This is a genomic window from Streptomyces sp. CBMA156 (assembly GCF_014596515.1).
Lineage (GTDB): Bacteria > Actinomycetota > Actinomycetes > Streptomycetales > Streptomycetaceae > Kitasatospora.
In genome coordinates this window covers 1-11,189 of sequence record NZ_MSJQ01000346.1, presented here as the reverse complement: position 1 = coordinate 11,189, position 11,189 = coordinate 1, and the positions used below count along the sequence as shown (strand labels likewise).

The 11,189-nt window shown below is 73.8% G+C and carries 15 protein-coding genes; 7 read left to right on the top strand and 8 right to left on the bottom strand.

Annotated features, from left to right (window positions below; translation table 11 throughout):
- On the top strand, positions 1 to 499 hold a 499-nt coding region (locus tag BU198_RS29905; protein ID WP_188299983.1), incomplete at its 5' end, for a hypothetical protein.
- A gap of 20 nt (positions 500 to 519) precedes the next feature.
- Positions 520 to 894 (top strand): VOC family protein, encoded by a 375-nt coding sequence (locus BU198_RS29900; protein WP_188299982.1) that lies wholly within the window; start codon positions 520 to 522, stop codon positions 892 to 894.
- Positions 895 to 987: 93 nt separating this feature from the next.
- On the opposite strand, the gene BU198_RS29895 is transcribed toward BU198_RS29900, so the two are convergent.
- The 5 genes from BU198_RS29895 to tatA all read right to left on the bottom strand — a co-directional run bounded on the left by BU198_RS29895 (position 988) and on the right by tatA (position 5,226).
- Entirely contained in the window at positions 988 to 1,512 is a 525-nt protein-coding gene (locus tag BU198_RS29895; protein ID WP_188299981.1) for a potassium channel family protein, read from the bottom strand.
- 51 nt (positions 1,513 to 1,563) lie between these two features.
- The gene (locus BU198_RS29890) at positions 1,564 to 2,205 is read right to left on the bottom strand and encodes a response regulator (RefSeq protein WP_188299980.1); all 642 of its coding nucleotides are present in this window, start codon (positions 2,203 to 2,205) and stop codon (positions 1,564 to 1,566) included.
- A complete protein-coding gene (locus tag BU198_RS43990; RefSeq protein WP_188299979.1) occupies positions 2,202 to 3,359 on the bottom strand; it encodes a sensor histidine kinase in 1,158 nt (385 codons plus the stop codon). Before BU198_RS43990 ends, BU198_RS29890 begins: the two co-directional genes overlap by 4 nt.
- A gap of 42 nt (positions 3,360 to 3,401) precedes the next feature.
- The gene (locus BU198_RS29880) at positions 3,402 to 4,742 is read right to left on the bottom strand and encodes a hypothetical protein (protein WP_188299978.1); all 1,341 of its coding nucleotides are present in this window, start codon (positions 4,740 to 4,742) and stop codon (positions 3,402 to 3,404) included.
- 193 nt (positions 4,743 to 4,935) lie between these two features.
- Complete coding sequence (tatA, locus tag BU198_RS29875; RefSeq protein WP_188299977.1) at positions 4,936 to 5,226, bottom strand: Sec-independent protein translocase subunit TatA; 291 nt, start codon at positions 5,224 to 5,226, stop codon at positions 4,936 to 4,938.
- 415 nt (positions 5,227 to 5,641) lie between these two features.
- Here tatA and BU198_RS29870 point away from each other — a divergent pair, with 415 nt between their 5' ends.
- Entirely contained in the window at positions 5,642 to 5,923 is a 282-nt protein-coding gene (locus tag BU198_RS29870; RefSeq protein WP_223245126.1) for a type II toxin-antitoxin system Phd/YefM family antitoxin, read from the top strand.
- A gap of 5 nt (positions 5,924 to 5,928) precedes the next feature.
- Positions 5,929 to 6,207 carry a type II toxin-antitoxin system RelE family toxin gene (locus tag BU198_RS29865; RefSeq protein WP_188299976.1) on the top strand — a complete coding sequence of 93 codons (279 nt, stop codon included), beginning with the start codon at positions 5,929 to 5,931 and terminating at the stop codon, positions 6,205 to 6,207.
- An 83-nt stretch (positions 6,208 to 6,290) separates the two neighbouring features.
- Here BU198_RS29865 and BU198_RS29860 read toward each other — a convergent pair whose 3' ends face one another.
- On the bottom strand, positions 6,291 to 7,850 hold the full coding sequence (locus BU198_RS29860) for an MFS transporter (protein ID WP_188299975.1): 1,560 nt from the start codon (positions 7,848 to 7,850) through the stop codon (positions 6,291 to 6,293).
- A gap of 109 nt (positions 7,851 to 7,959) precedes the next feature.
- On the opposite strand from BU198_RS29860, the gene BU198_RS29855 reads away from it, so the two are divergent.
- Entirely contained in the window at positions 7,960 to 8,565 is a 606-nt protein-coding gene (locus BU198_RS29855) for a TetR/AcrR family transcriptional regulator (RefSeq protein WP_188299974.1), read from the top strand.
- Here BU198_RS29855 and BU198_RS29850 read toward each other — a convergent pair.
- The gene (locus BU198_RS29850; protein WP_188299973.1) at positions 8,555 to 8,872 is read right to left on the bottom strand and encodes a cupin; all 318 of its coding nucleotides are present in this window, start codon (positions 8,870 to 8,872) and stop codon (positions 8,555 to 8,557) included. The two genes, BU198_RS29855 and BU198_RS29850, sit on opposite strands and share 11 nt — an antisense overlap.
- 208 nt (positions 8,873 to 9,080) lie before the next feature.
- On the opposite strand from BU198_RS29850, the gene BU198_RS29845 reads away from it, so the two are divergent.
- Positions 9,081 to 9,347, top strand: a complete 267-nt coding sequence (locus BU198_RS29845) for a hypothetical protein (protein WP_188299972.1) — start codon at positions 9,081 to 9,083, stop codon at positions 9,345 to 9,347.
- A gap of 137 nt (positions 9,348 to 9,484) precedes the next feature.
- On the opposite strand, the gene BU198_RS29840 is transcribed toward BU198_RS29845, so the two are convergent.
- Positions 9,485 to 10,642: an acyl-CoA dehydrogenase family protein gene (locus BU198_RS29840; protein ID WP_188299971.1), complete on the bottom strand. Its 1,158-nt coding sequence runs from the start codon at positions 10,640 to 10,642 to the stop codon at positions 9,485 to 9,487.
- 254 nt (positions 10,643 to 10,896) lie between these two features.
- Between BU198_RS29840 and BU198_RS29835 the strand changes: the two genes are divergently transcribed.
- Positions 10,897 to 11,189 (top strand): TetR/AcrR family transcriptional regulator (locus tag BU198_RS29835; RefSeq protein ID WP_188299970.1); only part of this gene is annotated, 293 nt, incomplete at its 3' end.

Sequence of the window (11,189 nt, the reverse complement as noted above, 5' to 3'; positions counted from 1 at the left end):
GGCCGTCACCGCCTTCGGCGGACCGGCCGGTGACGCGCCCGCCGCCAAGCCGGCGGCGGCCACCGCCCCGGCCGCGAGCCCCACCGCCACCACCACGGCCCCGAAGCCGACCGCCACGCCGAAGCCGACCGTCACCTCCTCCGTCCCGGCCGCGACCCCCACCACTCCCTCGGCGGCCCCGACGTCCGCCCTGCCCGTCCCGCGCAACCAGCCCGCCGCGCTCCAGGTCCAGTCCTTCCGCCAGGCCGTCGCCCAGGCCGAGGTCGGCAGGGAGCGGGACAAGCAGACGGACCTGCTGAGGATCCTCGACGCCACCGCGGCGCGCCTCAACGAGGGCAGCCCGGACGACGCCGCCCAGGAGCTCAAGTCCGCCCAGAAGGTGGTCAGGGACATGGGCAAGAAGCACGCCGTCGACGTCCTGACGTACGCCAACTGGAACGCCCGACTTTCGGCCCTGTTCGCCACCCTCCACACCGCCGCCGATCTCCAGGACGACTGACGGTCCGCCAGAATGGACCCATGCTGACGATCGGTTCCCTCGTCCTCGGTGTCTCCGACATGCCCCGCGCCGTCGCCTTCTGGACGGCCGCCCTCGACTACGCCCCGCGCGACGGCCTGGTCGAGGCCGACTGGACGGTCCTCGTCCCGGCCGGCCCTGGCCGCGGCGTGCAACTCGCCCTCGGGCTCAGCGAGTCCCCGGTCCAGGAGGAGCCGCGCGTCCACCTGGACCTCTACGCCGGGGACGCCGAGGAGCAGGCCGCGGAGGTCGGCCGTCTCGTCGCCCTCGGTGCCGAACGGGTGGACTGGAAGCGCTACCCGGAGGATCCCGACTTCGTGGTCCTCGCCGACACCGAGGGCAACCGGTTCTGCGTGATCGACGCCAGCCGGTCCTGAGCCCACAGCGTTGTCCACAGCCTGTGGACAACGCTGTGGGTTGACCGCTGCCCGGGGGCCGGGAGCGGTGGCCGGACCCGCCGGACACCGGGCTCAGCCCTCCCCCCGGATCCGTCGCTCCACGTTCCCGCGGACCGCCCGGGAGGCGGTCCCGGCCGCCGCCGCGAGGAACACGAAGTTGTACCCGATCTGCAGCACCACCACGAGCCGGGCCGTCTGGCCCGCCGGGGTGATGTCGCCGTACCCCACCGTCGCCAGCGTGACGACCGTGAAGTACAGCGCGTCCAGCCGCGTCTCCAGCCCGGCGAACTCCGGCTTGTGCGAGCCGAGTACGTAGTACGTCGTCGAGAAGACGGTCAGCGCCAGGCAGATCAGGAAGGCGAGCCAGACCACCGGCCGCTTCGCCGTTCCCCTCAGCACCCCGACGATCTTGGCCAGCAGCAGGCAGGTCAGCCCGACCAGCGCACCGGCGAACACCAGCCAGCTCAGCAGCGGCCGGCGGTCGCCCAGCCACTCCAGCGGCAGTGTGAAGTACCCGGTCATCAGCAGCGTGGACGCGCCCAGCAGCCAGCACCAGGCCCGCAGGTCGACGGGCGGCGGCAGCGGGTTCTCGGACATCCCGCCCAGCTTCTCCGCGCGCGCTCGCGGCCGCCCGTCGGGCTGCTCCGCTCAGGCCAGCCCCCGCTGGATGGCCAGCACCGCGAGCCGCACCCGGTTCGGGCTGCCCGTCTTGGTCATCAGGTTCGACACGTGGGTCTTCACCGTGGTCACCCCCAGGTGCATCCGCCCGGCGATCTCGGCGTTCGACAGCCCGTCCGCGAGGTGCCGCAGCACCTCGCCCTCCCGCTCGGTGACATGGACCGGCGAACCCCGCCGCTCCGCTCCCGCCCAGTCCTCCGCCGCCCGCGCCACCACCCGCCGCAGCACCGCCGGGCTGTACGGGCTCTCGCCCGCCGCCGCCCGCCGTACGGCGTCCAGCACCGCGCCCGGCTCGACGTCCTTGGCGAGGAAGCCGCAGGCGCCGGCCGCCAGGGCCGGGTAGAGCCGGTCGTCGTCATCGAAGGTGGTCAGCACCACGACCCGGGCGGAGGGAAGGCGGGACAGCAGCAGCGCGGTGGCCTCGATGCCGTCCATCCCCGGCATGTGCAGGTCCATCAGCACCACGTCCGGCCGCAGCCGCGGGGAGAGCTCGACCGCCCGGGCGCCGTCCGCCGCCTCCCCGGCCACCGTCAGGTCGTCCGTGGACTCGACCAGCATCCGCACCCCGGCCCGGACGAGCTGCTGGTCGTCGACGATCAGCACCCTGGTCATGCCGCCACCCCCAGCGGCCAGGAGGCGGCCAGCCGCCAGCCGTCCGGCACCGGACCGGCCTCGATCGTGCCGCCGACCAGGGCGACCCGCTCCCGCATCCCGAGCAGCCCGTGCCCGCCGCCGCCCACCGGGGCCGGGCCGCCCGCCCCCTGGGTGTTCTCCAGTTCCAGTTCCACGTTCCCGTCCTCCGTCGTCGCCCGCAGCCGGACCCGCGCCCCCGGGCCGGCGTGCTTCACCACGTTGGCCAGCCCCTCCTGGACCAGCCGCAGCACCGTCAGCCCGCCGATCGCGTCCAGTTCGGCGAGCCGGCCGCCGATCACCGCGTCGACCCGCAGCCCGGCCGCCCGCGAACGCTCCACCACGCCGGCCACGGCGGCCGGCAGGTCGGCGGTCTCGGCGAGCAGCGGGGCCAGCTGCCCGGCGTCGGGCTCGCGCAGGGCGGTGAGCAGCCGGCGCAGGTCGGCGAGGGCGGCGGTGGCCCCGGCGTGCACGTCGTCCAGGACGGCGGTGAGCCTGGGGTCGGCGTCCGGCAGGACGTGCCGGGCGACGCCCACCCGCAGCACGGTGGACGCCAGGTGGTGGGCGACCATGTCGTGCAGCTCGCGGGCGATCGCGGCGCGCTCGCCCATCCGGGCGCCCCACTCGGCGAGGTCGCGGCTGCGCTCGGCCTCCCCGGCCCGCTCCTCGGCCGCCCGCCGCACCCGTTCGGCGGCCCTGATGTAGGCGGCCAGCAGCACCGGCACGCCGCCGAACAGCGCCGTCCGGTAGAGCGCGGCGGGCAGCGCGGCGGACAGCCCGGCGGGTGCTGACGGCCAGGCGTGCGCGAGTTCCGCGCAGAGCAGGACGGCCCACAGCCACACCACCCGGCGACCCCACCGCCGTACGGCCAGCTCGAAGAAGGCCGCCGCCACGCCGACCTTCACCTCCACCTGCACGGCGTGCGCCACGGCGGGCACGGTCAGCGCGCACTGCCCGAGTGCCACCGCGAGCGGCAGGCGCCCGCCCAGCGCCGCGAGCAGCAGCGAGCCCGCGGCGACCGCCCGGTCGGCCGTCGTCAGCGCGTCCGGAGGGCCCGCCAGCAGCAGGTACCCCAGCCCGGAGGCGATCAGCGCGGGCCGCAGCAGTCGCGAGCCCCTCCACGTCGTTCCCCACACCCCGTCGACCCTAGAAGGCGCGGAGCCCCGGGTGATCGTCCTTCAGGGCGAGACCGCGGCTCCTCCTTCAGGCCGCCCGGGTTCCCGGCCCCGCCCCGGCTCGTCCAGCAGCTCCAGCACCGCCAGGACGGCGACCAGTCCGAGCGCCAGACAGAGCGTCACCAGCACCGTCGGGTGGCTCCACAGCACGAAGGCCGACGCCGCGAGCGCGACGGCCGACCAGCCCAGTGCGGCCTTCCAGCGGTGGATGAACCGGCCGACCGGCCCGGGCCGCAGCCCGGCCCGTCCGGCCACCCGCCGCACCGAGCCCAGCCCGGCGCGCCAGCCGCCCCGGACGGTGCGCGCCCACCGTCCGCCGCCGATGACCCAGGCGCCGAGCGCGACCAGCAGGCCGAGCGTGACCGTCACCCGGACGGCCGAGCGCAGGTAGCGCACCAGGGTGTCGTACACCGCCTCGGCCGCGGCCTGGTCGACGTCGGCCGGGAGCCTGTCCAGGTAGACGGCCCGGAACACGCTCAGCCCGATGCCCAGCAGCAGGGCCCCGCCGGCCATGCCGAGGGCCGTCGCCACCACCGCCCGGCGGCGCCGCGCCGCCAGCAGCACCCCGCCGAGTGCGCAGGCGCCGGCCAGCACCGGCACCCAGAATCCGGCCAGGTCCAGGACCCGCAGGGTGGTGCGGACCTCGGGGAGGGCGTCGGACTGCACCAGCGGGTACGAGGTGTGGATCTCCGGGATGCGGGAGGCCAGCGGCAGGCCCTGGTCCACCAGGGCGGTCTTCACCCGGGCGATCACCGGGGCGAGGTCGAGCACCACGGTGTCGTCGTGGACCTCGACGGCGCCGCCGCCCTGCCCGGTGACCATCTTCTCGACCGCGGCGTGCGCGTCCCGGTTGACGTCCGTCCAGACGGTGACGAAGGCCTCGCTGTCCACGAACCGCGCGACCTGGGTGTGGACGAATCCGCCGAGCCCGCTGTCCAGGGCCTGGCCGATGCCGCCCAGCAGGGCGCCGAGCCTGGGCTTGTCGTCCGGGGCGATGCCGTCGAGCAGCGAGTCGAGCGGGAGCTTCTTCATGATCTCGGCCGTCACCCGGTCGGTGACGGCCGCCTTGACCCGCGGGTCCCTCGCCAGCGGGACCATCGTGGCCAGGTAGCGGTCGGTGTCGCTGATCTCGGACCTCGCCCAGAGCGCGAGGGCGCTGAGCGGGGTGAGCACACAGGCCAGCACGATCAGCAGGGCGGCGAGGAAGGAGCGCGCCCGGTGCCGCGGCGGGCGTGGCACCGGCCCGGTGGCCAACTGCCGGGCGAGCTGCGCCTCCTGGGCCTCGACGGCGCTCAGCCGGGCCCGCAGCTCGGCCAGTTCGTCGCCGGGCTGGTCGGTCGGCATGCCGGGACTCCGTTCCTCCGGTGGGTGCATACCAGGAGATAACGGATCAGATCGGGCGGCCAGTCGACGGTCGGGCGGGGCCGGTCGAGAGTCAGGGCGGGGGGCGGCACACCGGATCGGTCCCGGCCGGGCCCGGAACAGCGGAAAGCCCCCGGTGGCTCACCGGGGGCTTTCCGAAGGAGGAGACGGAGACTCAGGCGGTCGTCTCGGGCCGCTTGGTCTCGGTGGCCTTGGTGACGTTGGTCGGCGTGACGGCCGGACGGTCGGCGCTCTGCTGGGGAGCGGCGGTGCTCTGCGCGGTGCCGGCGGCAGCGGCGTCCGGCGGGGTGTCGTCCTCGCGCATGGCCTTGGTCTCGGCCTTCAGGATGCGCATGGACTTGCCCAGGCCGCGGGCCATCTCGGGCAGCTTCTTCGATCCGAACAGCAGGACGACGACCGCCAGCACCACGAGAATGTGCCAGGGCTCAAGACCGTTCCGCAGCATCCCTGGCCACCGGTCCCTTCTTGTTTAGGGTCATGGCGGGCGCTACCGCCCGTGCTGGCCAGTATGCCTGGCCCTGACGGCGAACGGATACACCAGCTGGGAAACGCTGGCCAAAAACCAGGTGCCGTTCGAGCGGATCGCGAGGACGGAACGAGCGCCACGGCGCCCACCTGGCCGAATACGGGTACCGAAGTCCACCCCCTCGTCCGTACCGGCGCGATCAGTGGACGAACGGCACCGAACGCCTCGGCCTCGCCTCCGTTCCCGGCGGTGTCCGCGCACAGGCGGACGCCTCGCCGACAGGTTGCGGCGGCGGGTGGTGGCTTCCTCGGACAGGCGCTCCTGTCCGGCGCCGAATCGGCCACCTGGCGCATGGAGACCGATGTAGTAGATGTACATCTGGTACATTTTCACCATGGGCGAGCCAGTGATCGAGTCGATGGCCGAGGTGCGGAGTCATCTCGCGGACGTGATAGACCGGGCGCGCCGCGACGAGACGCCGACGATCATCACGAGGCGGGGCCGGCAGGAGGCGGTGGTGATCGACATCGCCGAGTACCAGCGCCTCAGGGACCTGGCCGAACAGGCCGAGGACGAGTGGCTGAACCGTCTCGCGGACGAGGCCGAGGCCGAGGGCTCCGAGGGCTCCGTCTCTCTGGAGGAGATGGCCGCCATGCTCCGCGAGCACCACGGCTGACCGCGATGGCGTACGTCACGCGGTTCGGTCCACGCGCCCAGCGGGATCTCCTCAAGGTGCCCCGGCCCGAAGCGGTCCGGATTCTCCATCGGCTCACCGAACTACAGGTGGCGCTGGACGGTGGCGACACCTCGGCGTTCGACATCAAGGCGCTTCAGGGGCACCACGCCCGATGGCGGTTGAGGGTGGGGGACTTTCGGATCGTCTACACGGTCGAGGCGGGGATCCTGGTGGTCTGGGTCATGTCGGTGGGCAACCGTCGTGACGTTTACCGGCACCTGTAGGTCCACCCGCCGGAACGGCGGAGAGCCCCCGCCCGGGGTGGGCGGGGGCTCTCGATGACTCGCGTGGATCGGTGCCGGTCGGGTCAGACGGTGGCGGCCTCGGGCGCGGGCGCGGGGGCGGCGGCCGGGAGGTGGCGCATCAGGCGGTAGGCCAGGAGGGCGGCGCCCAGGGCGAAGACCAGCCCGACCGCGGCGGCGACGTGCAGGCCGTCGGTGAAGGCGGCACGGGCGGTCTCCAGCAGGTCGGTGCCGAGCCGGCCGGGCAGGTGGGCGGCGACGGTGACCGCGCCGCCGAGGGTGTCCTGGGCGGTCCTGGCGGCCTCGCCCTCGACGCCCGCGGGGAGGGCGCCGTCCAGCCGGTGGCGGTAGACGGCGGCGCCGGCCGCGCCGAGCAGCGCGATGCCGAGCGAGCTGCCGAGCTCGACGGCGGTCTCCGAGGTGGCGGAGGCGGCGCCGGTCTGTTCGGCGGGGGCGGCGGAGACGACCATCTCGGCGGTCATCGTCATGGTGCCGACCGTCCCGGCGGCGAGCACGCCGGCCGCGGTGAGGATGAACGCCAGCGGGGAGTGCGCGCCGACCCGGGTCATCATCGCGAAGCCCGCCGAGCCGACCAGGAACCCGCCGCCCATCAGCACCGCGGGACGGACCTTCCCGGCCAGCGCCGAGCTGATCCCGACGGCCGCGCCGACGCCCACGCTCGGCACCAGCGACCAGAGCGAGGCGGTCAGCGGGCTCATGCCCTTGACCAGCTGGAGGTACTGCGAGGTGAAGAGGGTGAAGCCCATCATCGCGAACATCGCGATGGTGTTGACGCTGATCGCGCCGGTGAAGGTGCGGATCCGGAAGAGGCTCAGGTCGAGCAGCGGGTTCGCGGCGGTGCGCTGGCGCCGGACGAAGGCGGCGGCCAGCAGCAGTCCGGCGGGGACGGCGAGCCCGGGCAGCACGCTCCAGCCCTCGATGGCGATCGTCTTGACGCCGTAGACCAGCGGCAGGATCGCGGCCAGTGAGAGCGCCGCGCCGAGCAGGTCGAAGCGGCCCCGGGGGGCGGTGCGGGCGGCGGAGCGGTACTCGGGGAGCAGGACGGGCGCGGTCAGCAGCACCAGGGCCATCACCGGGACGGCGAGCAGGAAGGCCGAGCCCCACCAGTAGTGCTCCAGCAGCAGGCCGCCGGCGACCGGGCCGAGGGTGGCCCCGGCGGTGAGGACGCCGCCCCAGGCGCCGAGCGCGATCTGCCGCTGCCTGGGGTCGTCGAACAGGGTGCGGATCAGCGCGAGGGTCGAGGGCATCACGGTGGCCCCGGCGGCGCCGAGCAGCGCGCGGGCCGCGATCAGCTGGCCGGCGTCCTGCGACCAGGCGGCCAGCAGCGAGGCGCCCGCGAAGCCGGCGGCGCCGATCATCAGCAGCTTGCGGCGGCCGATCCGGTCGCCCAGCGCGCCCATCGTGATCAGCAGCCCGGCCAGCAGGAACGAGTACATGTCCATGATCCACAGCTGCTGGGTGCCGCTCGGCGCCAGCGTGGTGGAGATGTACGGGACGGCGAAGAAGAGCACGCCCATGTCCATGGTGAGGACGAGGGTCGGGAGCAGGAGGACGGCCAGGCCGATCCATTCGCGACGGCCTGCGCGGCCGGTGGTTGCGGTCATGGGGAAGACGGTACGGACGTGTCAGACGCTTGTCTAGTACAAATGTGTAAATCGAACGTGCAAGACATCCGTGCAAGACATTCGTCCAGGTCTTCCGTAGGATCGGGGCATGGGAAACCGCGAAGACCTGATGGCCGGCGCCAAGCGCTGCCTGTACGAGAAGGGCTACGGGCGCACCACCGCCCGCGACATCGCGACCGCCTCCGGTGTCAGCCTGGCCGCGATCGGCTACCACTTCGGCTCGAAGGAGGCGCTGCTCAACGCGGCGATGATCGAGGCGATCGGGGAGATGGGGGAGGCCCTGGGCGCGGTGGTGATCGCCGCCAACCGGGTGTCGGACGACCCGGAGGTGCGATTCGCGGCCGTCTGGGACGGCCTGCGGGACGTCTTCGCCGAGCACCGAGGGCTCTGGGCGGCCCAGTTCGAGGCGCTCGCCCAGGCCGGGCACGCGCCCGAACTCGCGCAGGCCTTCGCGGCGGCACAGAAGGAGGGGCGGCTCGGGCTGGCCGCGGTGTTCCAGGGGCTGCCCGAGGTGCCGGACACCGAGGAGGAGGTCGTCCGCGGCTCGTTCTACCAGACCCTGCTGGCCGGCTACAGCGCCCAGTGGCTGGCCGCACCCGAACTCGCGCCCAGCGGAACGGACTTCCTGCGCGGGCTGCGGCTGGTCAGCGACAGTGTGCTCGGCCCCGTGGAGCCCCCGCCCGCTACGCGGTGACGGCGGTCAGCAGCACCACCGAGTCGACGTGGGCCAGCAGCCCGTGCCGCTCCTGCGGGACGGGCTCCAGGCGGCCGGCCGGCAGTTCCAGCCGCCGGCCGGCGATGGTCAGCGAGACCCGGCCGCGCAGCACCTGGACGCTGCCCGCGGTGGGCGGGTTGTGCTCGTCCAGCGCGGTGCCCGCGGTCAGCGCGATCACGGTCTGCCGCAGGATGCCGTCGTGCAGGACCAGGTGGGCGCTGCGCCCGTGCGGGCTCTCGGCCGCCAGGGCGGCGTGCTCCACGGCGAGCTGTTCGAGATCGGGCATCCGCGCCTCCTCCTCGCTGCTCCGGGAACGTGCTCAGGCAACGTGCCCAGGCCGCTCGCTCCGGGCACCGGTTCCGGGCACTCCGTGTGCCCAGGGTCGCGGACGGCCGGGCGCCCCGCACCCGGAGGCCCCGCACCTCGGGCCCTGAAGTCGCCCGGTCCGGGCGGCCCGACGTGCAGCCCCCGCCGACTGCCCGCATCGTGGAGGCATGGCGACCAACCAGAGAATCTTCAGCGGGTTCCAGGTCAACCGCTCGGTGCTGACCGGCGGCGCGGTGCTCACCGCGATCGGCACGGTGCTCAGTGCGGCCGGGGCGACGATGGTCTGCGCGGCGCTGGTCACCGCGGGCCGCAGCTGGGTGCGCGGCCTGGAGACCCAGCCGACCGCCCTCGCCCACCGGGCCCTGCACGAGGCGCGGGTGGCGTCCACGGCCGGCTGGGACGCGTGGCGCGCCGAGCACGGCTCGCCCAACTGAGCCGGAACCCTCCCGCGGTCACGGGCGCGGCGGGCCGCCCGGAGGCGGCCCGCCGTACCGGTCCGGCCGCTCGGTCACCGTGACCGCCGTGACCGCTCGACCACCGTGACCGTTCGGCCGCCGTGGCCCGAACGGCCCTACAGCCCGAGCGACTTGGCGATGATGCTGCGCATGACCTCGCTGGTGCCGCCGTAGATCCGGAACACCCGGTTGTCGGTGTAGAGCCGGGCGATCGGGTACTCCAGGATGTAGCCGTAACCGCCGTGCAGCTGGAGGCACTTGTCGATCACGGTGGAGGCCGACTCGGTGCAGAACAGCTTCGCCGCGGCCGCGTCCGCGACGGTCAGCTCGCCGTTCTGGTACAGCTCCAGCGCCCGGTCCACCATCGACTGCTGCGCCACCACCTGGGCCTCGCAGTCGGCCAGGGTGAACTTGGTGTTCTGGAACTCGGCCACCGCCTTGCCGAACACCTTGCGGTCCTTGACGTACTGCACCGCGAACCGCACCGCCGCCGCGGCCGACGCGTACGCGCTGACGGCGATCCCCAGCCGCTCCTGCACCAGGTTGTGGGTCAGGTAGGAGAACGCCCTGCCCTCCTCGCCGAGCAGGTTCTCCACCGGTACCCGGACGTCGCTGAACGCCAGCTCGGCGGTGTCCGAGGTGCGCAGGCCGATCTTCTGGAGCTTGCGGCCGACGGTGTAGCCCTCGGAGGCGGTGTCCACGCAGAGGATGGACAGTCCGGCCCGGCGGTTCTCCGGGTCGTGCGGGGCGGTGCGGCAGACCACCAGGACGAGGTCGGCCAGCACGCCGCCGGTGATGAACGTCTTGGCGCCGTTCAGGACGTAGTGGGTGCCGTCCTCGGAGAGCCGCGCGGTGGTGGAGATGCCCGCGAGGTCGGAGCCGGCGCCGGGCTCGGTCATCGCGATCGCGGTCATGATGTCGCCGGAGACGAAGCCGGGCAGCCAGCGCCGCTTCTGCTCCTCGTTCGCGTACTCCAGCAGGTACGGCAGCACCAGGCCGGTGTGCACGCCGGAGGAGCCGAAGCTCACGCCCGCCCTGGCGGTCTCCTCGGCGACCACCGCCTGGTACTTGAACCCGCTCTCGCCCGCGCCGCCGTACTCCTCGGGAACCTCGATGCCGTAGACGCCGAGCGCGCCGAGCTGCCGGTAGAAGTCGCGCGGCGGGTGGCCCTCGGCCTCCCAGCTCTCGTAGACCGGGACGACCTCGTTGGCGATGAAGTCCCGGATGGTCTCCCGGAAGGCCTCGTGGTCCTCGGTGAACACGGTGCGGCGCACGGCGGCGCTCCCTTCGACGGCACCGGCCGGGGCTGCCGGCCGGGGCGTAACGTGCCTGGTGATGGCCCCACAAGTTAATCCCCGGTAGCTTCGGCTGTCCAGAGTCGACCGGGCGCGGAAAAGCGGTGGGGAACACGGTCGGCGCGGGTACGAAGTGAATCCTTGCTAGCCTTCCGTCGGCGCCATCCCGGGTGCCGTCCCGATGCCGTCGCGGCGCCGGGCCTGGGCCCGGCCGAAGGGGAGGGAGGCCCGCGATGGTGGTCCGACGGCCGCCCGGGCGGCGCGCCCAGATCCTGGCCGTGGCCGCCGACCGCTTCCACCGCAGCGGCTACCACCAGGTCTCGATGACCGAGGTCGCCGCCGGCGTCGGCATCACCGCGCCCGCGCTCTACCGGCACTTCCGCGGCAAGCCCGAACTGCTCGACCGCGCCGTCCGGTCGGGCCTGGACGCGCTCGCCGAAGGGCTGCGCCCGGCCCGTACCACCGCCGACCTCGGCGCCGCGCTGGCCGCCGTCGCGGTGGGCCACCGCCCGCTCGGCACCCTGGT

Excerpts from the sequence above, each read along its gene's own strand:
- BU198_RS29900 (WP_188299982.1), top strand. The coding sequence starts at position 520 with ATGCTGACGATCGGTTCCCTCGTCCTCGGTGTCTCCGACATGCCCCGC.
- BU198_RS29895 (WP_188299981.1), bottom strand. The coding sequence starts at position 1,512 with ATGTCCGAGAACCCGCTGCCGCCGCCCGTCGACCTGCGGGCCTGGTGC.
- BU198_RS29890 (WP_188299980.1), bottom strand. The coding sequence starts at position 2,205 with ATGACCAGGGTGCTGATCGTCGACGACCAGCAGCTCGTCCGGGCCGGG.
- BU198_RS29880 (WP_188299978.1), bottom strand. The coding sequence starts at position 4,742 with ATGCCGACCGACCAGCCCGGCGACGAACTGGCCGAGCTGCGGGCCCGG.
- tatA (WP_188299977.1), bottom strand. The coding sequence starts at position 5,226 with ATGCTGCGGAACGGTCTTGAGCCCTGGCACATTCTCGTGGTGCTGGCG.
- BU198_RS29870 (WP_223245126.1), top strand. The coding sequence starts at position 5,642 with ATGGGCGAGCCAGTGATCGAGTCGATGGCCGAGGTGCGGAGTCATCTC.
- BU198_RS29865 (WP_188299976.1), top strand. The coding sequence starts at position 5,929 with ATGGCGTACGTCACGCGGTTCGGTCCACGCGCCCAGCGGGATCTCCTC.
- BU198_RS29860 (WP_188299975.1), bottom strand. The coding sequence starts at position 7,850 with ATGACCGCAACCACCGGCCGCGCAGGCCGTCGCGAATGGATCGGCCTG.
- BU198_RS29855 (WP_188299974.1), top strand. The coding sequence starts at position 7,960 with ATGGGAAACCGCGAAGACCTGATGGCCGGCGCCAAGCGCTGCCTGTAC.
- BU198_RS29850 (WP_188299973.1), bottom strand. The coding sequence starts at position 8,872 with ATGCCCGATCTCGAACAGCTCGCCGTGGAGCACGCCGCCCTGGCGGCC.
- BU198_RS29845 (WP_188299972.1), top strand. The coding sequence starts at position 9,081 with ATGGCGACCAACCAGAGAATCTTCAGCGGGTTCCAGGTCAACCGCTCG.